The 26,096-nt window shown below is 45.0% G+C and carries 1 protein-coding gene; it reads right to left on the reverse strand.

Annotation, left to right across the window (positions count from 1 at the left end; all coding sequences use genetic code 11):
- A complete protein-coding gene (locus H6541_04410; GenBank protein MCB9015015.1) occupies positions 1 to 25,527 on the reverse strand; it encodes a PKD domain-containing protein in 25,527 nt (8,508 codons plus the stop codon).
- Positions 25,528 to 26,096 lie beyond the last annotated feature (569 nt).

Genomic DNA, 26,096 nt, shown 5'->3' on the forward strand with positions numbered 1-26,096 from the left:
TTACCTGATGAGGGTTACAGTACCATATGGTTTTTGGTAGAGGTTGGTGTTATTTCCAACATCTCTTCCCTGCCAGATAGTTCCGTCTTTAAATACACCTGTAGCTTTCCACATATATGTATCCTGTGGCAGCAGATTGCCATTGAAAACACCGTTCCAACCTTCAGCAGGAGATCCGTTTTCGTCAAGTTCGCTTGATGTCCACAGTTGGTTGCCCCAGGTGTCGAATACTTCAATTTTGTACGATTCCAGGTTTATTCCCACTGGTTTGAATAAGCGAACTTCTGCATTTGGATTGTTTGGTGAGAATGCATTAGGAATCCATAAGCCTTTAAACATAAGGTTATAATCCATCCTGAGAGTGTCAGGGCATCCATATTCATTCATGGTTACCAGGGTGATTTCATACGTTCCATCGGCAGTGAAGTCAACTACAGGATCTACTTCATAAGATTCAATTCCTGTGCTGAAATCCCATTCGTAGGCATTTGCACCTATAGAACCATTGGTAAAGAGAACCCTGCCCTGAGTGTTTTCATAATCCTCAGTCATGGAGAATGCACTGATTGGTTTCGGGTTTACTTCAAGTTGCTGGCTAATAGTGTCAGAGCAGCCATTTGCGTTAACCACAATCAGTTCAACTTCATAAGTGCTTACATTTTCAAAAATGAAGTCCGGATGCTGAACACCTGCCATTCCCAGCATATTGAGAGAATCTCTGAATTTCCACCACCATTGATCGATGGCTGCATCAGCGCTATCGCTCAGGTCGGTAAAATAGGTGTGGTTGTTCTGGCAGGCCAGTGTGTAGCTAAAATCGGCAACCGGCAGGTAATGAACCCTGACCAGGTGACTTATTGTGTCGGTACAGCCAAACTCATTGGTTACAGTCAGCATGGGGAAGTACTCACCTGCATGGTCGTAGAGATATACCGGGTTATGAACCGAGGTGGTATCTTCAACCGAAAGTGGATTGCCAAAATCCCAGTTCCATTTGTTGATTCTGGATTCTGTCCATGTTGATTTGTCTGTAAATTCAGTGGCCACATTTAAACAAACGTCAGGTGCTACAAAACCAGCCACAGGTGAAATCAGCACTTTTACCGTTTGCGATACTGTGTCGCTTACTGTTTTGCCTTCAAGCGTAGTTGAAACAATCAACTGTACATTGTAGGTGCCACTTTGCTGATAGATGTGTGATACTGAAGTTGTAAACGTATGATAAACAAGACTGTCACCATCTCCAAAGTACCATTTCCAGCTATCTATCGGATTTCCGCAAACTGATTGGTCTTCGAAAGTGAGAGAATGACGTTCACAAATCAGGGTGTCAATTTGCTCAAAAGCTGCAGTTATACATGGCATCCGGTCAACACTCAGGCTGTAAGATGCTTCGCAGCCATCAACTGTTACCGTTGTAAGGCTAACGTTGAATATTCCGGAAGTGTTGTAGAAGTGACTTGTATCTGCAGGTCCGGCAAGCAATGTGTCGATATTTCCATCGCCGTAATTCCAAATCCATTGAGCAATATTTGCACCATTTCCGTTTGAATGGTCTGTAAAGAAGATTGTGCTGTCACATAAACCGGCCACATAACTGAACGAAGGTGTTGGCAGAGGTTTCACTTCAACACTCTGGTAAATAGTGGTAGTGCAGTTGTTGATATCAATGGCAGTGAGTGATACCAGATATGAACCCGGTGTCTGGAAATAATGAACCGGATTTCTGTCATCAGAAGTGTTGTAAATGCCTGATGCCAAATCGTCAAAATTCCAGTCGAACAACACTAGAGAGTCTCCGGCAGGTGCAACAACCACCGGACTGAACCATGTGCTGTCGCCATGACAAGTTGTGGTATAATCAATTGCCACTTCAAGTCCGGCGGGTATACAAACTTCCTGGATAAGTGTATCAGAGCATCCACGCATATCGGTTACAATCAGACGAACGTTGTAACAGCTATCGGTATGGAAGAAGGTATGATATGGATTTTGCAGTGTTGAAGTGTAGCCGGGTGCAAATTCCCATTCCCATGATGTAATGGCTCCCATATAGCTGGATGATGCATCCTGGAAGGATACAGCCCCATTGGCACAGGCATTGGTAATATAGCTGAATGCTGCTGTTGGAGCCGGAAATACCTGAACAGGAATAACAATGCTGCTTTCACACCCATTTTCGGTTGTCACTGTCAGATTAACATTGTATAAACCCTGGCTTGAGTAGCGATAAACCGGATTCTGCAGGCTTGAAGTGTCAGAGCCAGGAACCGCATTCGGATCACCAAATGTCCACGACCAGCCAACAATGGCTTCACCTGTATTTGTATATGACATATCGGTAAAGGTTGTAGCATTGTCGGAACAAGCACTGGCAAATGTAAATGCTGCCACTGGCAGAGCTCCTATGCTTACCTGCTGGCTAATGCTGTTGGTACATCCTGTTAAATCAACAATGGTTAAAGTAACATTGAATGAACTGGCAACATTATAGGTATGTGTCGGGTTTTGTGAGGTTGAGTTTGCACTGCCGTCTCCAAAATTCCATTCATAAGAAGCGATTGTGGATAAATCCATGATTGAAGCATCAGGTTCAAAAGATACTGGTGCTCCTACACAGGTACCCGAAGTAATCAGGAATGCAACTGCAGGAGGAGGACTAACATTTACCTGGTGCGAAATTGTATCCTGGCATCCGCTGGCGCTGGTGATGGTTAGCAACACATTATAAGAACCTGCAACATTATAAATGTGAACGGGGTTTTGCAGATTTGAAGTGTTTGAAACACCTGAAGCGGGGTCGCCGAAATTCCACAACCACTGCACAATTGCCGGGCCTCCATTGGTTGAAGTTTGATCGGTAAATGATACTGGAGTACCCAAACAGCCTTGTTCAAAGGTAAATTCAGCCGACGGGCCAACAGTAATGATTACATTCATGCTGGTTGATGCGTCGCAACCTTCGAGGTTGGTTACAGTAAGGCTAACATTGTATACACCTGCGCTGGCATATACATGCGATACATCCGGATTACCGGGAGCTGTAACTGTAGTTGTGTTACCATCGCCAAAATCCCAGAACCATGAGGTAATTACGCTGCCCTGCGCCATTGACATGTCGTTGAAATCAACTTCTGAACCTGAGCATGCAGGTGCTGTGAAATTAAACAGCGCAACCGGGCCCGGAATAACATTTACTGGATGGGAAACATATGCGGTACAGCCTGCTGTATCGGTTATAGTGAGTCCAACAAAATAGATGCCCTGGCTTGAATAAATGTGCATTGGGTCTGGTTCTGTTGAAGTTGTGCCATCACCAAACTCCCATAGCCATGTAATAGTTGAGAGGGGATCAACAAATGTTGAACTGGTAAACTGTACGGAATCATTAGAGCAGCCACTGGTTGAACTGAAATCAACAATTGGTGCGGGTGCAATAACGATGAGCTTGCTCAAAGTGTCGGAGCAGGTATTGGATGTAGTAACAATCAGACTTACAGTGTATGAGCCTGGCTGAGCATAGATGTGAGAAGGATTTTGTAATCCTGAGATGTTATTGATACCTGAAGTCGGGTCGCCAAAATTCCATGCCCAGTTAACAATCTGGCCTCCGCCATTGGCTTGCGAAAGGTCTGTAAAGTTTACTGGACCTCCAAGGCAGGACGTTGAATTGATAAAATTAGCCACCGGATTTGGAATTACCTGAACCTGCAATGTAACAGAGTTGGTACATCCTTCTGAGGTTGTAATATTAAGTGTAACATTGTAGAACCCTGCGTTTGCATATTGATGGCTTACGTTGGGGTTGGCAGGGAAATTAACCGTTGTTGAGTTCCCGTCACCAAATATCCATTCCCAGGTGGTTATATAACCTGATTCGGTGTACGACAAGTCGTTAAATGAGGTTGCCGTCTGGAAACAAGTAGGTTCTGTATAGCTGAAATAGGCTACCGGAAGCTGGCTGACAACAATCTGATGGGTTACTGATGATGAACAGCCGGCAGTATCGGTCACAGTCAGGGTCACATTGTAATTACCACCTGCAGCATACAAGTGCTGAGGATCCTGAATGTTTGACTGACCTCCATCACCAAATTGCCACAAATAAGTTGCTATGGCATTGATATCAACAACGGTAGCATCCGTAAAGAAACTGGTGAGTGCTTCGCTGCATGATGATTGCCATGTAAATTCAACAGCAGGTGCTGCTGATACACTTACTTGTTTGATGATGGTGTCAGAACATCCGTCAATGTTGGTGATAATCAGTGTAACATCATAAGTTGAGGCCAGAGAATAGATATGCTGCGGATTCTGGAGGTTTGACACATTTGATACTCCTGAAGCAGGGTCGCCAAAATTCCATGCCCAGCTTACAATCTGACCACCGCCATTAGATTGTGATAAGTCATTAAACTGAACTGGTTGGTCAAGGCAACTGGTTTCAAAACTGAAATTGGCTGCCGGACCGGACTCAATGCTGATTGTTTGAGTTGAAGTGGCTTCGCAACCAGCTAAGCTGGTAACAGTAAGCGAAACAACATAAATGCCTGCATTCGCATATGTGTGGGCCACATCAGGATTTGCCGGTGCTGTCACGATAGTGTCAGTACCATCGCCAAAATTCCAGTACCAGGTGCTGATTACGCTGCCAGCTGCAGTTGACATATCGTTAAACTGCACCTGATTACCTGAGCAGGTTTGTGTTTCATAGTTAAATATGGAAACAGGCCCAGGAACAACGTTTACAGGATGTGAAACAGAGGCCGAACAACCTGCGGTGTCAGTTACCGTCAGATTTACCCAGTAAATACCCTGCGCAGCATAGATGTGAATTGGATCGGTGTCGGTTGAAGTTGTGCCATCACCAAAATCCCATGCCCATTGCTGTATGGCGCCCATATCAACAAAGGTTGAACTTATAAACACTGTAGAGTCGTTAGCACAGCCGTTGGTTGATGAAAAGTCGGCAATCGGAGCCGGGGCAATTACAATGACCTTACTCATCGTGTCTGAACATGAGTTTGATGTAGTTACAATCAAACTTACAGTGTAAGTACCATCAGCACTAAAAATGTGAGTAGGATTTTGCTGGGTAGAGGTGTTTGCTGTACCTGAGCCCGGGTCGCCAAAGTTCCATGACCAGCCAATAATCTGGCCACCTCCATTTGCCTGTGAAAGGTCAGTAAAGTTCACCGGTTCACCCAAACAGGAAGAAGTGTTGATAAAGTTGGCAACCGGATTGGGAACAACCTCTACTATAAGCGTCACCGTATTTTCACAGCCGCCAGAAGTGGTAATGTTAAGGGTAACATTATAGAAACCAGCATTGGAATATTCATGGGTTACATTCGGATTATTCGGGAAAGTAACTGTTGTTGAAGTGCCATCTCCGAAAATCCATTCCCATTCAGTAATATAGCCTGCTTCAGTATAGGAATGATCGTTGAATGAAGTTTCAGTTCCAAGGCATGTAGGCGAGCTGTAGCTGAAGAAAGCAACAGGCTCGTCACCTATATGTACCAGATGACTGACTGAGTTCTCGCATCCGGTAGTGTCAGTTATGGTAAGTGTTACATTATAATCACCACCTGTAACATACATATGACCCGGATCCTGCTGATTAGATACACCTCCGTCTCCAAATTCCCAGGCATAGGTTGCGATGGCATTGATGTTAACAACAGAAGCATCTGTAAAGAAACTTGTAACAGTTCCTGCACAGGCAGCCTGCCAGCTAAATTCAACTGCCGGAGCTCCGCCTACTTCAAGCTGTTTGGTAATGGTGTCACTGCATCCATTGAAGTTGGTTACGGTTAAGGTAACAGTATATGTACCTTCATTCGAAAACAAATGCTGAGGATCTTCAATGTTTGAAAGGTTGAAAATACCGGAAGCGGGGTCGCCGAAATCCCATGCCCAGCTAACAATGTTGCCGGCTCCATTCGGGAAAGAAGCATCCTGGAAGTTAACCAGAAGATCTTTACACAGTGTGGTGTAATAGAAATTGGCTACCGGAGCAGGTGTAACAGATACATTGGTTGAATAAGTGTTTTCGCAGCCAAATGAACTTAAAACGTTGAGAGTGGCTTCAAAAATGCCCTGATTTGCATAAGTATGGGCAATATTCGGATTATTTGGGAAATAAATGGTGTCAGCAGGTGAGCCATCGCCATAAGTCCAAATCCATCGGGTAATATAGCCATTCTCTGTTGATGATAGATTGATAAACTGAGTGGGATTTCCCAGGCAGTTTGGTGTTTCAATACTGAAGAAAGCAATAGGAGTACTCATAATTTCCACGGTATGAACAACCTGGGTGGTGTATCCATTTGTGTCTGTGGCTGTGAGTGTTACCTGGTAATTGCCAACTGCGGCATATGTATGGGATGGATTCATAATATTGGCATAGAAACCATCACCAAAATTCCAGTGCCATACTGCGATGGCATTTACATCCGACATGGTTGTGTCAACGGTAAAATTAGTTGGCTGTCCATCGCAAACCGGAGCCCAGGTAAAATCAAGGTCAGGATTCTGATTGATGAAAATAACCATTTCGTCGCTGAAATCACCGCAGCCTGAGGCGCTTTCTGCTGTTAGAATCAGAGTGGCAGAACCATTGGCTATATCAGCTGCGCTCGGTGCATAAGTGGGGTTAAGTGTAGTTTCATTGGTAAGTGTGCCAGTGCCGGTGGTTGACCATATAAAGTTGATGGCATTGTTTACTGATGCACCTGATACCGTGTGAGTGCATGAGTGACAAATGGTTACGTCAGGCCCTGCATCGACTAACGGATTTTGAATGATAGTCAGTGATTGGGTGTCTGTATGGTCAATACAAGGAGGATTTGAAGCTACCAGTGTAAGTGTGACACTTCCGGCTGTAATATCAGCAGGGCTAGGAATGTAAGTTGCATTCAAAGTCGACCCGTTGATAAAAGTACCGGTTCCTGAGCTGGCCCATATGACTGAAGCATAATCATAAGCCATGGCATCAGTAATAATGTATTGTTCTCCCTGGCAAATTAGCCCGTCGCTACCGGCTTCAGCCATAGGACTGTACCTGATGAACAGGTTCATGTTGTCAGTAAAACTACCTGAACATGGTGAAGATGAAGTTCCGGTAAGAGTCAGAATTACACTTCCGGCTGCAATATCAGCAGGGCTTGGGATATAATCAGGATTCAGGGCAGTTATATCGCTAAATGAGCCCGAGCCTGAAGTTGTCCAGAAAAGGTTGCTGTAACCACTGGCAGTAGCACCGCTTAAAGTAGCATTGCTGCCTTCGCAAATAGATTCATCAGCACCTGCATTTACAATTACTTCATGCTGAATGTTTAGTTGCTTGTAATTGCTTACAACAGGACAGTTGCCATTGGTTGCAGTTAATGTTAGTATAACCGAACCCGCTGCTATGTCAGCTGCACTTGGTGTGTAAGTTGGGTTTAAGGTATTGATGTTTACCCAGGTTCCTGTACCTGATGAGCTCCAGAGCAATAAAGCATAGTTGGAGGCGGTTGCATCTGAAACAGTATAGGTTGATCCTTCACAAATTGTAGCATCCAGCCCTGCATCAACTATTGGTGTCTCACTAATAGTAAGTGTTTTATTGTCGGCTATCGGATCGGTGCATGGAGCCAATGGATTTACAGTTAATGTAAGAATGGCGTACCCGTTGGCCAGGTCGGCAGCACTTGGTAAATAAGTAGGCATAATGTTACCAGCATTGATGATAACACCACTTCCAAAGGAAACAGTCCATTGCAGACTGGCGTAATTGGTTGCGGTAGCACCAGTAACAGGCGCAGGTCCGAAACAGATGTTCAAATCACCACCTGCATCAACTGTTGCTCCGGGAGTAATGCTTAGTACCATAAAGTCAGAGGCATCATCACAAGGGGCATTACCAAAGGCGGTAATAGTAAGGGTTACATTTCCGGCAACAAGATCAGCAGGTGAAGGAGTGTAAGTTGCATTTATCTCGGTTGGATTTGAGAAAGTTCCTGTTCCAGAGGTTGTCCAGAGTATGTCAGCGTAATTGGCAGCAGTTGCACCAGCCAGATTAAAGGCATCACCAAAACAGGTAGATGCATTAGGTCCGGCATTTGCCTGAGCAGTTTTACCAATGTTCAGAATAAATGCATCAGAGGCCGAAACGCCGCATGGAGCAATCGGATTTGCTGTGAGCGTAATAATTACCGAGCCTAAAGCAATATCTCCAGCACTTGGAATGTAAGTGGGCGTAAGTGTTCCGTTGTTAATGAAGTTTCCGGTTCCGCTTGTTGTCCAGTTGAGTGATGAATAGTTGGTGGCAGATGCCCCGCTTACCATAAACAGTTCGCCTTCACATATATAAGCATCGTTGCCTACTGAAGCTGTTGCTTCTGGTACATAATAAAGCACAACATCATCGCTTACATTACTGCAAGGGCTGCTTGCATAACCTGTAAGTGTGAGTGTAACTGTTCCGCCTGCTATGTCTGAGGCAGAAGGATTGTAAATGGCAGCCAGAGTTGTGATATTGGAGAATGTTCCGGTACCACTGGTTGACCAAACAATTGCAGTTGTATTTGCAGCTGTTGCATCATTGATAGTATATGGACCCGGAGGGCAGATTGCGGCATCGTTGCCGGCAAAAACAACCGGTGTGCGGGTAATTGTCAACTGCATAGCATCTGATACACTGGTGCTGCATGGAGCTATTGGGGTTGCAATTAAGCTTAGTACAACTCCTCCATTAGTGATATCGGCCATACTTGGAATATAAGTAGGCGACAGGGTGTTGCCATTCATGAAAGTACCTGTTCCGGTGCTGGCCCAGCTAATTGACTGATAGTGGTCGGCCGATGCACCTGAAATTGTATACTGCATGCCCTCACAGATAGATGCATCAGGGCCGGCATTTACATTGGCTTCTTCTGTTAGTGTGATTACGATGTCATCACTCACATTGCTACATGGTGAAGCAGCGAATCCGGTAAGCGTTAGCGTAACATTTCCATTGGCAATATCAGTTGCTGATGGGCTGTATGTTGTAACTAAGGCTGTGGTTGATGAAAAGGTTCCAGTGCCATTGCTGGTCCACAATAATGTAGTTGCGTATAAGGCTGTGGCATTTATTGTTGTGTAAGGCGCAGCAGGGCATAGGGTGATATTGTTTCCGGCAAAAATCTGAGGCGTACGGCTGATTGTAACCAGCAGTGCGTCAGTTGCAGGATTTGCACAAGGAGCAACAGGTGTTGCCGTAATGCTTAATACAACACTGCCGTTGTTGATATCGGCCATGCTGGGAACGTACGTTGCATTCGGAGAGTTTCCGTTTACAAATGTTCCACTTCCGGTTGTTGCCCAGTTGATAGATTGGTAGTTTGAAGCACTGGCTCCGGTTATGTTTACATTGCTGCCTTCGCAGATATTGATATCCGGACCGGCATTTGCAACCGGCTCGTTTGAAAGCAAAAGTACAATGTTGTCGCTAACGTTTCCACATGGGCTGTTCGCATATCCTGTAAGAGTGAGTGTAACAGTACCATTGGCAATATCAACAGCAGAAGGTGTATAAACAGTTACCACTGATGTAGGATTCGAAAACCCTCCGGTGCCATTTGTTGACCAAAGCACACTGTTACTGAAACTTGCACTTGCAGTATTCGTAGTGTATGGGTCGGCAGGGCAAAGGCTTACATCATTACCTGCAAAAATCTGAGGCCTGCGGGTTATGATCAGTTGCATGGCATCAATGGCTGGTAATGCACATGGTGCCATAGGATTTGCTGTGAGTGTAAGTGTAACTGAACCATTGACGATATCTGCGGCACTTGGATTGTAAGTTGGATTCAAACTGTTTCCATTTACAATTGTACCTGTTCCGGAAGTGCTCCAGAAAATGGATTGATAATTAGATGCAGTTCCGTTCAGAATTACATTGTTCCCTTCGCAAATGGTTTGATCCGGACCAGCTGATGCTGTTGGCTCCTGCGAAAGCAGAATAACTATGTCATCACTTACATCTGAGCAAGGGCTGTTGGCATAAGCAGTAAGGCTTAAGGTTACAGAGCCGTTTGTTATATCTGCCGTAGATGGATTGTATATGGTTACAAGGGCTGTTGGGTCGGTAAACGTACCTGTGCCATTGGTTGACCATAATAAATGTGTGTAATTGCTTGCAGTGGCAGTAATGGTGGTGTATTGATCAGGAGGACAAATGCTGGTATTTGCGCCGGCAAATGCCTGAGGAGCCTGATGAATGGTTACCAATAATGCGTCTGATGCCGGAAGCGCACAAGGTGAATTTGGCGAAGCCGTTAAAGTGAGAGATACCAAACCACTGGTTATATCCGATACACTTGGAATATAGGTTGGTGTCAGTGTATTTCCATTCAGGAATGTACCTGTTCCAGATGTTGACCAGGAAATGAGCTGGTAATTGCTGGCTGTAGCTGAAGTAATGTTGATGTTGCTGCCTCCGCAGATTTCAAAATCAACCCCTGCATCTGCTGTAGGAGCATCTGTAAAGGTTAGCAGCATTGAACTTTCTGCATCCATTGTACATGGTCCTGCTCCTGTGGCTGATAAGGTAAGAATCACACTTCCCATCGAAATATCGCCTGTTGAAGGAACATAGGTTGGGCTCAGGTTTCCGTTATTTACAAAATAGCCAGAACCCGAGCTGGTCCATGTCAGAATGGAGTAGGAACTTGCTGAAGCGCCGTTCACTGTATAATTGTCGCCACTGCATATGGAAGCATTTGCTCCTGCATCAGCAGTTGGTAATGGAATAACATTTACTGCAATAACGTTTGATGCAGCCGAAGAGCAACCGTTTGCATCTGTAACAACTACCGAGTAGTTGCCAGCTGTGCTTACAATGATTTCACGTGTTGATTGGCCATTTGACCATGCATATGAAGCATAACCAACAGGAGCTGAAAGCGTAACTGTTTCTCCGTCGCAAAGTGTGGTAGGCCCTAAGGCTACAATAACCGGAGGTACAGCAGGTGAGTAAACCGTAACTACAATGGTATTTGAAGGATCGCTAATACAACCCATGGCATCGGTGACCTGAACAAAATAGCCGCCCGAAGTTGTAACTGAAATGGTTGGAGTAACCTCGCCATTTGACCACAAATATGATGCATAGCCTGCAGGGGCAATCAGAGTAACACTTCCACCGCTACAAAACATGGTGGCTCCGTTGGCAACAATTGTTGGAGTAGGCGGCTGCAGTACAGTTATACTTACCGGTGCCGAAGGTTGACTTGAACAACCAATTGCATCAGTAACTGTTACTGTGTAGGTTCCTGAAGTTGTAACACTTATACTTTGAGTAGTTGCACCATTTGACCATAAATATGAAGCAAAACCTGCTGTTGCTGTTAGGAGTACCTGATCTCCATTACAGAAGGTGGTTGGTCCGTTGGCTGTAATAACAGGAGTTGCCGGATAAGGATTAACAGTTACGGTCACCGCATTTGATGGCATACTTGTACAACCATAAAGGTCGCTTACTGTAACGGAGAATACTCCTGAACTAGAAACCAGAATACTTTGTGTTGTTTCGCCGTTTGACCAGAGGTATGAGGCAAAACCAGCCGGTGCTGTTAAAGTAACACTGCCACCTGCACAGAAATTAACCGGACCATTGGCTACAATTACCGGAGTTGCTGGCATTGGATGAACAGTTACCGAAACATTGGCAGATGGAAGGCTTGTACAACCGAAAGCATCGGTAACAGTAACATTAAATGTTCCGTTGGTTGTTACCAGAATGCTTTGGGTAGTGGCGCCGTTGCTCCACAAATAAGACACGTAACCGGCAGGTGCACTTAATGTTACGCTCCCTCCCTGGCAAAGTTCTGTTGGTCCGCTGGCTGTAATTACCGGCGCAAACTCCATATGAACATTTACAGTTATCTGATTTGATGCCAGACTTGCACAACCGCCTGCATCACTCGCCACAACTGAATATGTGCCAGACGCTGTTACAGTTATATTTTGTGTAGTCATGCCATTCGACCATAAATATGAGGCATAACCTGGTGTTGCAGATAGAATAACACTTCCTCCTTCACAAAATTCAACCGGGCCATTGGCAGTAATCACTGGTGCTGAAGGCATTGCATTCACGGTTACTGCAAGTGTTGAAGTATTTGAATTTCCGCAGGAATTTTGAGGAGTAACTGTAATATCACCTGAAATAGCTGTGACGGAATAGTCAACAGTTATACTGTTGGTTCCCATTCCTGAAACTATGGAAGAGCCGGAGGGAACAGTCCACATGTAGGTAGTTGCAGCGGTTACAGGATTTATTGTATAAACCATGCTGTTTGTGTTCTGGCAAACATTTGCCGGACCCATTATCATGCCCGGGTTACCAGGTAATGGGCTAACAGTTACCGGATAAGCAACCGAAACAGGTCCGCTTCCACAGGCACTGGTGGCATTTACATAGAAGCTTCCGGAAACGGCTGACATAGAAAAGTCAACAGTGATATTTGGCGTATTTGCTCCTGAAACAATGGTTGCTCCCGAAGGTAGAATCCAGTTATATCCGGTTGCGTATTGAATAGGTGTAACAGAATAACTTACTCCTGTTTGGCCTGCACAAATATTCTGTGGCCCGCTGATGGTGCCACTGGCAACAGGTAATGAACTGATAGAAAGTTTCATCACATCAGTGGCCGTGCCAAAACAAGGAGCGGCTCCCTGAACAGTCATTATCAGATTTACAAAACCGGCTGCGCGGTCGGCATTGCTGGGCAGGTAGGTAGGCGTCAGAGAATTAGCATTTACCAGGCTGCCTGTGCCTGTTGAGGTCCAGTTAACTGTTAAGTATCCTGAAGCTGAAGCTCCGGTAACGGTATAATTTAAACCAAAGCAAACATCAGCATCAGGGCCGGCATTTGCAACAGGTCCATCGGAGAAGCTTAGTCTCATCTCATCTGAAACATTGCCTGAGCATGGTGCTGAAGACATTGCAGATAATGTGAGAATGACAAAACCATTGGTATAATCCTGAGCACTGGGGATGTAAGTGGGGGTAAGTGAATTTCCACCTGAGAAAGTTCCGCTTCCGGTTGATGACCATGTTAGTGCTGCATAGTTGGTTGCTGTGGCTCCCGAAATGGTGTAATTACTTCCGTCACATACATTGGCATCAGGGCCTGCATTGGCTGTAGCACCTGCATTTATGGTAAGCAGCATATCGTCCTGAACATTGTTGAAGCAGGGCGCATTTCCCTGAGCATGCAGGGTTAAGGTAACTGAACCAATGGAAAGATCTCCTGCGCTTGGCGTATATGTTGGATTAAGCGTATTCTGATTTGCAAACGTTCCACTTCCTGAAGAGGTCCAGTTAAAGGTATTGGCGTTGGTAGCTGATGATGTTGTAACAGTAAAAGGATTTAATCCGCAGGTGCTACCATTTATACCAGCATTGGCAGTTACTGAAGCCCCGATAGTCAGGATCATCTGGTCAGAAGTTTGATTATTGCAGGGATTTTGGCCGGTTACAGTCATTGTTAAAATGACAGAACCTGCACTGATGTCAGCTGCACCCGGCGTGTATACAGGGTTTGTTGTAGTGTTATCGGAGAATAGTCCGGTGCCGCTGCTTGTCCACGAAATTGTTGAGAAGTTGGAAGCTGTTGCGTTTATCAGCTGGTACGAACTTGAACAGCAGGCTGCATCTGGGCCGGCATTGGCCGCAGGTAAACCCTGAATTGTCAGTACCATGAAATCGGTTGCTATGGTATTGCATGGAGGTGCTCCCTGAAGGGTCAGTGTTAGTGTAACTGTTCCTGCAGAAATATCGCCTGCTCCGGGGTAATAAACAGGATTTACAGCAGTACTATTGCTGAAAGTTCCTGAGCCGCTGGTTGCCCAGCTAAGAGTTGCATATCCGCTAGCTGAAGCACTGGAAAGGCTCAGGCTCTGGCCCTCGCAAATACTTATGTCTGCACCTGCATTTGCAACCGGAGCTGACTGGAGGTGAAGAATCATGATGTCTGTTGCTTCTCCTGTACATGGAGCGAGCGCAGTTGCATGTAAAGTGAGACTAACCTGTCCATTAAGAACGTCTCCCTGTGATGGGGTGTAAACCGGATTTAAACCGTTGGCACCTGTAATGGTCCCGGTTCCATTGTGTGTCCAGTTTATGGTATTGTAATTTGTTGCGGTTGCTCCCGTAATCTGGAAAGCAACAGTGCCGCAACTGCTGCCATCAGGGCCTGCATTAGCAGTTGGTTGTGTATTAAAGGTAAGTGTCATTTGGTCGCTGGCTGTTGTTGTACAAGGAGCCAGACTGGTTGCTGTCAGCGTAAGGATTACCGAACCTGAAGCAATATCAGATGCACTTGGGTTGTATACCGGATTTAACATCATTGTATTGCTGAATGTTCCGGTTCCTGAGGTACTCCAGGTAATACTTGAATAATTGGATGCAGTAGCTCCTGTTACAGTATAACTATTGTTCCCGCACACTGCTGCATCAGAACCTGCATTTACTGCAGGCAAAGGTGCAAATGAAAGAACCAGTTGATCCGAAACACTTGACATACATGGGCTGTTGCCGTTTGCTGTAAGTGTAAGCGTTACATTACCGGCTGAAATATCTGCAATACTGGCCACATAAGTTGGGTTGATTGAAGAGGGATTGATAAATGTGCCGGTTCCTGATGTGCTCCATAGCAAAGTGCTATATAAAGACGCAATGGCAGTTGTTATTTGGTAATTGGTACCACAGCTTGTTGCGTCGGGGCCAGCATTTACAAGAGGCAGGCGTGTAATAGCCAGTATCATTTGGTCAGTGGCAGAAACACTACAAGGTGAATTTGCTATAGCGGTAAGGGTAATGGTTACTCCACCGGAAGTTATGTCGGCTGCACTTGGATGGTATGTCGGGCTTAATGTCGAACCATTGGTAAATGAGCCTGTTCCGTTGCTGCTCCATGAATACAATGAACTGTTGGTTACTGAACCTGAAAGAGTATAATTGCTGCCTTCGCAAATAGATGCATCATTACCGGCATTGGCAGTGGCACTTTTTACAATTACAAGTGTCATCTGGTCTGTTGCTGTGTTGTTGCATGGTGCTGAAGCAGTGGCTGTTAGTGTTAAAATAACAGAGCCGTTGGCTATGTCAGTTAAACTTGGCGTATATACCGGATTCAAAGTGTTCTGACTTGAAAAACTACCGGAACCTGATGATGTCCAATTTAATGAATTGTAATTTGAAGCCGAAGCTGTTGTAACAGTAAATGATGAACCCTGACAAACAGTTCCATCCATTCCGGCATCAGCCAGTGGCTCATTCATTAAAGTCAGAGTCATGGCATCTGTAACCAATGCTGTACATGGCGATTGACTATATACCTCAAGGGTAATGATAACAGATCCAATTGCAAAATCAGCTGAACTTGGCTGATAAGTGGGGGTGAGTGTTGTTTGATTGATAAAAGTGCCGGTACCAGTGCTTGTCCAGTTAAATGAACTGAAATTAGAAGCTGATGCGCCGGTAATCAGATAGGATGGACTGCAGCATATTCCGTCAATTCCTGCATTTGCTGTTGCCTCCGGACTGATTGTTAAAATCAGATTATCGCTTACTGATGAAGTACAAGGTGCTACAGGGCTGGCAGTTAATGTTAAAATGACACTGCCATTAGATATGTCTGATGATCCGGGAGTATAAACCGGATTGAGAATGTGTTCGTTGCTGAAAGTACCACTACCTGAAGTTGTCCAGGTAATCAGTGATGCATTGGATGCATTGGCTCCATTAATGGCAAATGTTGAAGAAGCGCAAATTGTGCCATTATTACCTGCATTTACTGTAGGTCCCTGATTAAAGAAAACCCGCATAACATCTGAAACGCTTCCTGAACATGGAGCTATAGCCTGAGCAGTAAGTGTGAGGTCAGCATATCCGTTGGAAAGATCGATTGCACTTGGAGTATAAGTTGGATTGAGGCTTGTTGCGTTTGATAAAATGCCTGTACCGGATGATGTCCATAATAAAGTGCTGTAGTTTGAAGCTGATGCACCATTAATTGTAACAGAGGCATCACAGGTGTTGATATCATTGCCTGCAGAAACCAATGGCATATGATTGAATGTAAGAACCATTGCATCTGTAACAGTGCCAGCGCAACTTCCGCCATTTAAGGCGATGATGGTGAGCAGCACTGAACCATTAGTGATATCAGTTACACTTGGATTGTATGTTGCATTTATGGTTGCAGGGTTGGTAAATGTACCACTACCTGAAGTCGACCAGGAAATAGATGCATAGTCAGAGGCCGAAGCACCTGCAATTGAATAACTCATTCCTTCACATACTGCATCATCAGGACCTGCATTAACCTGAGCCATAGGATCAATGGTAAGCTCCATGTTATCGGTTGCTAAACCATTGCAAGCGCCCGTTCCCTGAACTGAAAGGGTAATAGTAACTAATCCAGCTGCAATATCTGCAGGACTTGGGTTGTAGGTTGGAGTTAAGGTGTTGCCATTGATAAAGCTTCCGCTTCCGTTTGATGACCAGTTAAATACCAGCCCCGTAGTTGCTGAAGCCCCGGAGATTGTATAACTCATACCTTCACAAATGGTGGCATCGCTGCCAGCGTCGGCCAAAGGTAATGGGTTGATACTGAGAATCATGTAATCGCTTACAGGATTGCTGCAAGGTGCTGCAGACAGTGCGTGCAAGGTCAGGGTAACCGTTCCTGCAATTATATCAGCCTGACTTGGGGTGTAAGTAGGAGTGAGGCTTGTTGAATTAAGCAGCGTTCCGGTTCCGTTTGATGTCCAAACCAGACTGCTGTAATAACCTGCTGAGGCATTGTTAACAGTATAACTGTCTGTTTCACAAATGCTGGCATCTGTACCAGCGTTTACTGTCGCAGAGGGGATGAGTGTTAGTATCATTGCATCGGAGGCTGAAGCTGAGCATGGCAATACAGCATTTCCGGTTATTGTTAAAGTTACCGAGCCACTTATAAAATCAGAGGGGCTTGGTGTGTATGTGGGCGAAAGCGTGCCGTTTCCAGAGAAGCTTCCCGAGCCGGATGTCGTCCAGAAAACAGAAGATGTTCCCGATGCTGTTGCTCCGGATACAGTAAAGGTATTTCCCTGGCAAAGCGATGCATCTGACCCTGCAGATACCGTCGGAGTTGGCGTAATATTTACAACCTTCATTGAGACAGCCTGGCCATTGCAAGGAGCTGAACCTGTGGCTGTAAGTGTTAAATTTACTGAACCCGCAATAACATCAGCAGCACTTGGCAGGTAAGTTGGCATAAGTGATGTGGCGTTTGATAAGGTACCCGTTCCACTTGATGTCCAGTTGATTGATGAATAATGCTGTGCCGAGGCATCTGCAACAACAACCAATGTTCCTTCACATACTGTCATGTCTGCTCCAGCATCAGCTGAAACAGGTTCTGTAAAGGTCAGTATCATGTCATTTGTATTTTCAGCACATGGCGGATTGCCATAAGCATGTAGTGTTAAAGTAACAAACCCGGTAAGCAGATCGGCTGCACTTGGTGTGTAGGTTGGTGTAAGCGTATTGCCAAATGTAAATGTTCCTGTTCCTGAAGTTGTCCAGTTTAACGAAAGATAGTCTGATGCGCTTGCTGTAGTGACAGTAAACACAGAACCTATACATATTGATGCATCTGTTCCTGCGTTGGCAACTGGGCCTTCATTGAACTGAAGAATCATAAAATCATTGACACTTCCGTTACATGGTGCAATTGCATTGGCTGTAAGGGTAAGAATAACTTGTCCGTTAAGCAGATCGGCTGCACTGGGAGTGTAAACAGGGGTTAAAACTGTTGGATTTGAAAAACTACCACTGCCATTTGTGCTCCATAATAAAGTTGTGTAATTCTGAGCAGTAGCATTGATTAGTTGATAGTTGCTTCCATAACAGATAGTGGCATCAGCCCCAGCATTGGCAACCGGCAGTTTACTTATTGTCAAAATCTTAATATCAGTAACATTTCCGCAAGGGCTATATCCATTGCTGGTAAGTCTCATGGTAACTGTTCCTGCTAAAGCATCGGCTGCAGATGGAACATAAGTAGGCGAAAGTGTGTTTGCATTCGAAAGCACTCCGGTTCCATCAGTCATCCAGTTTACTGAAATATAATTGGTTGCAGTTGCATCAAATACTGTGAACGAACTTCCTTCGCATACAGTGGCATCAGCCCCTGCATCAGCAGTGGCCTGCGGTTGAAGATTTAGAATAAAGAAGTCAGAAGGATTTGAAACGCATGGAGCAGCGCTGTTTGCCGTAAGGGTAAGCGTAACACTTCCTGATAACAAATCTGCAGCACTTGGAGTGTAAGATGGATTTAACAGTGAAGCATTTGAGAATATTCCGCTTCCTGAAGTTGACCATAAAAGGCTTGTATAATCCGAAGCTGAAGCACCAGTTATGCTGAATGCAGTTGTGCCGCAACTAATAACATCCGGGCCGGCATCAACAGTCGGCAATGGTGTAACATTCACCAGCTTTTGGTCTGTTACGACTGCAGTACATGGGGTGTTGCTCGATGCTGTAAGGGTAAGTATTACCATTCCATTGTTAACATCTTCAACACTGGGGAAGTAAGTTGGGCTAATTGAATTACCATTGTTGAATGTTCCGGTGCCTGATGTGGTCCAATTGAGGGCATTGTACCCGGTTGCGCTGGCGTCAAGTATCATTAAACCGGTTCCTTCGCAGGCTGAAGCATCAGCTCCGGCATCTACCTGGGCAATTTGATTGATTGTAAGGATGAACGAATCGCTGCTTGAACCTGAACAAGGTGCATTTGCTTGTGCTGTAAGCGTGAGTGTAACCGTTCCTGAAGCAATATCAGCGGAGCCGGGAGTATAAGTCGGATGCAGCGTAGTTGCATCTACAAAAGTGCCGTTTCCTGAACTGGTCCAAAGTAGTGATAAGTAATTGGCAGCTGTAGCGTTGGTTACAACATAAATATCATTTTCACATATGGCGGCATCTGGTCCGGCGTTGGTTACCGGAGCCTTCTGGATACGCAGTAAAAGATTGTCACTTACCGGAGTATTGCATGGAGCCTGACTTCCGGCTGTTAAAGTAAGTATTACTGTTCCATTGGCAATGTCAGCAGCACTTGGATTATAAACAGTAACCAAAAGGTTGGGGTTTGTAAATGTGCCTGTTCCGTTTGAAGTCCACTGCAGTGATGTGCTGTTGGTGGCTGAGGCTCCGGCTGTGGTATAGCTTGATGTTTCGCAAATTGTACTGTTGGGACCTGCATCAACTACAGCCTTGCGGGTAATTGTCAGGATCATGTTATCGCTCACATTTTGAGTACACGGAGCTATACTTGTGGCATTCAGGGTTAAAGTAACCCATCCCAAAGCAATATCTGCAGGACTTGGAGTGTAAGTCGGGGTAAGGGTATTGGCATTAATAAATGAACCGCTTCCTGATGTCGACCAGGAAATGGTGTTGTAATTGCTGGCTGTGGCTGAATTTGGAGTAAAGACTGAGCCCTGGCAAATGGTTTCATTTGAACCTGCATCCACTGTAGTGAAAGGCCTGATGGTGATAATCATCTGGTCAACAGCATTTACAGCACAAGGTGTATTGGCTGTTGCGGTTAAGGTGAGTACCACTGAGCCTGCTGCGATATCGGCAGCACTGGGGTTATACGTTGGTGTAATGGTATTGGCGTTCAGCAATGTGCCTGAACTGCCGCTTGATACCCATTGAAGCGTGTTATAGTCAGAAGCTGAAGCTGTGGTAATGGTAAATGAACCCTGACAAATTGTTTCATCGTTACCGGCATTTGCAGTGGGCTGGGGTGTGATGGTAAGAACCATCATATCGCTTACCTGTCCTGTACATGGCAAAAGACCTACAGCATTAAGTGTTAGTGTGACCTGGCCCATAATGATGTCAGCCGGGCTTGGAGTATATATAGGATTGAGTGCTGATCCATTTGAAAACCAGCCAGAACCATCTGATGTCCATTGTAAGGAACTGTAATCAAGTGCAGTTGCCCCGGAGAGGAGGTAAGTGTTACCTTCGCAAGTGGCAGCATCAGGACCAGCGCTGATTTGCGGCATTGGGTGAATGGTAAGCAACATGGCATCGCTAACCGAGCCACTGCAGGGAAGTAAACTGGTTGCATTCAGGTATAGCAGAACTGAGCCGGCAGCAATGTCAGCAGGCCCTGGTGTGTATGTCGGGTTAATTGAATTGTGATTTGAAAAGCTGCCATCTCCCATTGTAGTCCAGGTAATGGCTGAGTAATTGGTAGCTGAAGCATCAGAAATATAATATTGGTCAGTTTCGCAGATATCACCATCAGAACCAGCATCTACAACTGGTGGCTGGCTTATTTGCAGCGTCATAATGTCTATGGAAGTTGAATTGCACGGACTGATGCCTTGACCGGTAATGGTCAGAATGATATTACCATTGGAGATATCCTGAGCGCTTGGGGTATAAACAGGATTGACCAAAGTTGGATCGGAGAATGATCCGCTTCCTGATGTTGTCCAGTAAACAGACGATACAGATTGTGCTGTTGCACTGGTTAAGGGTACATTCGAGCCAACGCATATCTGAATATCGGCACCTGCATTTACTACTGGCTCTTCAACGATTGTTAAAAGCATCTGATCCGTTGCATTTGTTGTGCATGGATTATTGCTGTAAGCCGTTAGCGTTAAAATAGCAAATCCCAGAGATGCATCAACTGTACCTGGCATGTAGGTTGGGTATAATGTATTTCCGGCAAGTATCGTTCCGTCACCTGAGGTTGACCATGCAAGTGAAGAATAGTTACTGGCATTTGAGCCACTGATAGTGTGAGTTTGACTGGCGCAAACAATATCATCAGAACCGGCATAGGCTGTAGGCATATGCGTAATGGTTATTTCCATAACATCGCTGCTTGTAGCAAGACAAGGAGCTGTTGCCTGAACAACCATTGTTAACTGAACTACTCCCATCATCACATCTGCTGCAGAAGGAATATAGGTTGGTGTAAGCGTGGTAGGATTCTGCAGTGTTCCGCTTCCTGAACTGCTCCAAAGTACACTACTTCCGTTTTGTGCAGAAGCATTATTTATTGTGTAACTTGCATTTTCACAAATACTTGCGTCAGAACCTGCATTGGCAATTGGATTTTGCCTGATGGTCAGTGTCATGCTACTGGTTTCGGGCTGGCAAGGTGCATTATTCGCCGTTAAGGTTAAAATAACTGCTCCATTTGCAATATCAGCAAGGCTGGGTGTGTAAACAGGGTTTACAGTGTTCATATTGCTGAAATTTCCCGAACCACTTGTGCTCCAGGTTACACTGGTAAAATTGGCTGCGGTTGCATTTATAAGGTCAAAATTGCTTCCTTCACAAACGGTCGAATTAGGCCCTGCATATGCTTGAGGCTCAGGTCTTATCGTATATATTACATTGTCTGTAACAACATCGGTACATGGAGGCAGGGCATTGGCTGTAAGTGTTAAAGTTACCATTCCATTGATAAGGTCTCCGGGCCCTGGTGTGAATATTGCATTCAATGAATTTCCATTGATAAAAGTTCCGTCACCATTCGACGACCAGGTTAAAGTGCTGTAATTTGAAGCTGTAGCGCCTGTAATATTGTGAGGCCCTTCACAGATTGTTATGTCGTTTCCGGCATTTACTGATGGTATTTGATTTATGGTAACCAAAACAGCATCACTCACCGGGTCAATGCAAGGAGAGTTCCCATTGGCAGTGAGGGTAAAAATAACTGAGCCATTCGAAATGTCGGCTGCACTCGGTGTATAGGTAGGATCAAGATTGGTGGCGTTTACCAGCGAGCCTGTTCCTGAAGACGTCCAAAGTAAGCTGGAATAAAATTGTGCACTTGCAATGGGAATGGTAAAGGATGCACCTCCGCATACCGAAAAATTGGCACCTGCGTTTACTATAGGCGCCGGGGTTACAACAATCTGCATTATATCAACAGCACTGGTTGTACATGGGGAAATACCATCAACACTCATGGTGAGTGTTACAATACCGTTAAGGGCATCAGCATGCGAAGGGGTGTATGTTGGGTTCAGTGCTCCTGCATTGGTGAGCGTTCCTGTTCCGCTTGATGTCCAGGTTATCGATGAATAGTTGGTTGCTGTTGCTGTGCTTACAGTGTATGAGCTTGTTTCGCAGGTTGCACCGTCAATACCGGCTTCTGCTGTCGGTGTATCGTTGATGGTTAAAACCATGTCATCACTTTCTGTAATGCTGCATGGTGAATTTCCGATCAAGTTAAGGGTTAGGGTTACAGTTCCACTTGTAATGTCTGCATTACTTGGAATGTATGTTGCGTTAAGTGCTGATGGGTTTGCGAATGAACCTGTTCCACTTGTTGACCAATGCAAAGATGAATAATTTGCAGCAGAAGCGCCAGCAATGGTATAAGGGTTGGTACCACAGGTACTACCGTTGGCTCCGGCATTGGCTAAAGGGCTGCGGGTAATGGATATTGCTTTGACTGAAGTTACACTCGTTGCGCAGGGTGCCATCGGATTAACCGTAAGCGTAAGGTTAACTGAACCGGCGATTGCATCCGTAAGACTTGGTGTATAGGTTGGGTTTAAAGTCCCGTTTCCGGTGAAGGTTCCTGTACCGCTGGTTGTCCAGGTTACAGTTGTATAATTGGTTGCAGTGGCATCACTAATTGTATAGGCCGAACCTTCGCAAACACTGGCAGGAGCTCCTGCATTGGCAGTGGGTGTAGGATTAATAAACAAAGTCATAAAATCATTAACACTGGCTGATGAACATGAACCGCTTCCATAAACAGTCAGAGTAAGTGTAACAGAGCCATTAAGAATATCTGCTGCATCAGGGAAGTAAACCGGGTGAAGACTTGCCGGATTGGAAAATGTTCCGTTACCTGATGATGTCCATAATAGATTTCCACTTCCGGTAACCTGACTCCCGCTGAGTGTGTATCCTGCTGAAGCACAACTGGCTGCATCAGGGCCGGCATCAACCGTTGGCAGTGCTACGAGGGTTAATAACATGTTGTCTGAAACGCTTCCTGCACAAGGCGCATTTGAAAATGCAGTTAAGGTAAGTGTTACAGAGCCGTTGGCTACATCAGCCGGGGAAGGAATGTAAATGGCTGAAGGAGAATTGGCATTAACAAAGCTTCCTGTTCCATTGCCAGACCATAAAACAGAGGTTGAATTGGTGGTTGAACCATTCAGGTTGTATGAATTGGTGCCGCATGATGTTGCGTCAATACCTGCATTTGCTGTTGCTGCAGAAACTATGGTCAGTTTCATAACATCAGTTGCTGCTACGGTACATGGGGCAATGGCATAAGCTGTTAATTGTATCGTCACATATCCCTGAGCTGCATCGGCAGCAGTGGGTAAATATGTTGTTGATAGATTTGCAGTATTACCAAAGCTTCCAGTTCCATCTAAAACCTGCCACTGAGTTGAGCTGTAATTGCTTGCTGTTCCATTCAGAAGATAACTTCCTGTTAAATAACAGATGGAGCCATCTGAACCGGCGTTCACTGATGGCTGAGCTGAAATGGTAAGTGTTGTTGAACTGCTAGCCGGGCTGCACGATCCATTGCCGTTGGCAGTGAGGGTGAGTACAACACTTCCTGATGAAATGTCGCTGGGGCCTGGAGTGTAAATCGGGTTTAATGCCGAAGGATTGTTAAACACTCCGTCGCCATTGCTTCCCCAGGATATTGAACTCGCGTTTGTGGCAGTGGCTCCGGTTATTTGGAAATTACTGCCCGGACAAACTGTTCCATTGGCACCGGCAAAGGCTGCAGGTCCGTTTTCTACCGAAATACTGAAATCGGGAGAAAACGCTCCGTTTCCGCATGAATTAACGCCCCGCACTCTCAGGTTTCCTGCTGAAGCTGTTGAAGTGGAGGTTAAATTAATGCTGGTGCTGTTTGATGCACCATTAACTGTGAATCCGGCAGGGAGAACCCATTCATATGATGTTGCATAAGCTACCGGAGCAACTGTAAAAACAAGGTTGGTTTGGTTTTGGCAAACGCTGGCGGGTCCGCTGATGCTGGAAGCAGCTATCGGAAGGTTATTCATACTAACTGCAAAAGGAGCAGACCACTGGCCTGATCCGCAACTGTTGGTTCCCCTGACAAGAATATTCCCAGAAGAAGCAGTGGCAGAATAGTTAACTGTAATCTGATTTGTATTGAATCCATTGCTGATACTTGCCCCGGTGGGTAATTGCCATTCATATCCGGTTGCATTATTTATGGCAGGCACACTGTAGGTTACTCCGTTTTCGCCCTGGCAAACACTTGACTTTCCGCTGATAGTTCCTGCATTTGACGGCAGATTGTCAACATTCACAAAATGATTGGGCGACCATGATCCTGTGCCGCAGCTGTTGCTTCCGCGAACATAAAAATCTCCTGATGTTGCAGATGAGCTGAAGTCAACGGTTATTGATCTTGTGTTGGCTCCGGCAGTAATTGAAGCACCAACAGGCATTGTCCAGATATAATCAGTTGCATTGGCAATGGGGTTTACAGTAAAAACGACTCCTGTTTGCCCCTGACAGGCTGAAGCAGGCCCAGAAATGGCACTTGCAGTAGCAGGCAATGATGATACAATAACAGGAAGTACAGATGGAGAGCCATTTCCACAGCCATTAGTTCCGTAAACAGAAATATCACCTGATACGGCTGAGCTGCTGAAGTTTACAGTAATAGAATTTGAATTGGCTCCCGTTGCAATACTGGCTCCGGCAGGAACTGTCCATACATAACCGGTTGCATTAGCAATGGGTGATATCGAATAACTTACCGAGTTGGTTGATTGGCATACATTGTTGGTGCCTGAAATCAGACCTGCTGCAGCAGGCATTGGGTTTGCTGTTACAGAAATCTGAGATGAATTTCCATCGCCACATGTGTTTTGGCCGTACACAATGATATCACCAGAAACTGCCGATGAACTGAAATTAACTGTAATGTTGTTGGTGTTTGAACCTGAGGCGATAGTTGCCCCTGCCGGCAACGACCAAACATATGAAGTAGCATTGTTAATTTGAGGCACTGAATAGCTATAGCCATTGCTACCCTGGCAAACTGAACTGCTGCCGGTTATGCTGCCTGCATCTGACGGTAGTGGAAGACCTGTAATATTAACCGGACTCCCGGTAGTAGTACCGGGGGTGCCATCAAAATCATAAACATGCTCCAGCGCATAAGTGCCCGGAGTGGATGTTGTTATCACGTAGGGGTTTACATATATGTCCTTGATGGTAACTAAGGTTGTCCCATCAATGCTGTAAACGATAATGAACGGCGGTGTACCCAGATTAAAATTAACCTGTATCGACGTATTATTGCCCGGACATATTGATGCATTGCCTGCGAGTGTAAGCCACGCTTCAGGCTGTGCAGCCACTTGTAAGGTAGAAATAAGCGCAAATAGCATTAGCGCCCTTTTCCTGTTTTTCCCCCCGAAAATTCTGTAAAAGGTCTTCATATTATTTGATATTTTAATTTCGGCTGTAAAGAACTCTTCATCTGACCAGAGGTTATTCTTCTCTGCCCTGAATCAATTGTTTATCATTTTTTATTCAAATAGTAATATGTTTGAAAGCGAAAAAACGGTTCTTTTGCCAAATTATATAATCATTTAGTTTGTAAAACACAGAAAAACAGCATGTTAAAGGTTTTTCAATGGGGCTTTCTGCAATTTTTAATGATATTTGCTGCAAAAAGCATTAACTCTTTATTTTACGGGCTTTTTTGAATTTTATCATTTTTTTAACCGTTGTCTAAGTGTTAATAATTATACATTATAAGTAAAATAAATTTACACTCTGGCTGGCCATGGTTCAGGGTTTAACCGGGCGACAACTGTTTTTTATTTTAAAATCAAATTTATGAATGCCATTGGACTGCATTTCCAGTGAATTGAAATTTGGATAATTGTAAAAAATCTTTACAAGTTTATGGTTCGTGTTATATGTGGTTGTATATCAGCATACTGTTAGATTTGTTCTGGATTGTCTTTCATAATAGTCTTTGTCAAAACCACTTTTTGAAAAT

This window comes from Lentimicrobiaceae bacterium, from assembly GCA_020636745.1.
Lineage (GTDB): Bacteria > Bacteroidota > Bacteroidia > Bacteroidales > Lentimicrobiaceae > Lentimicrobium.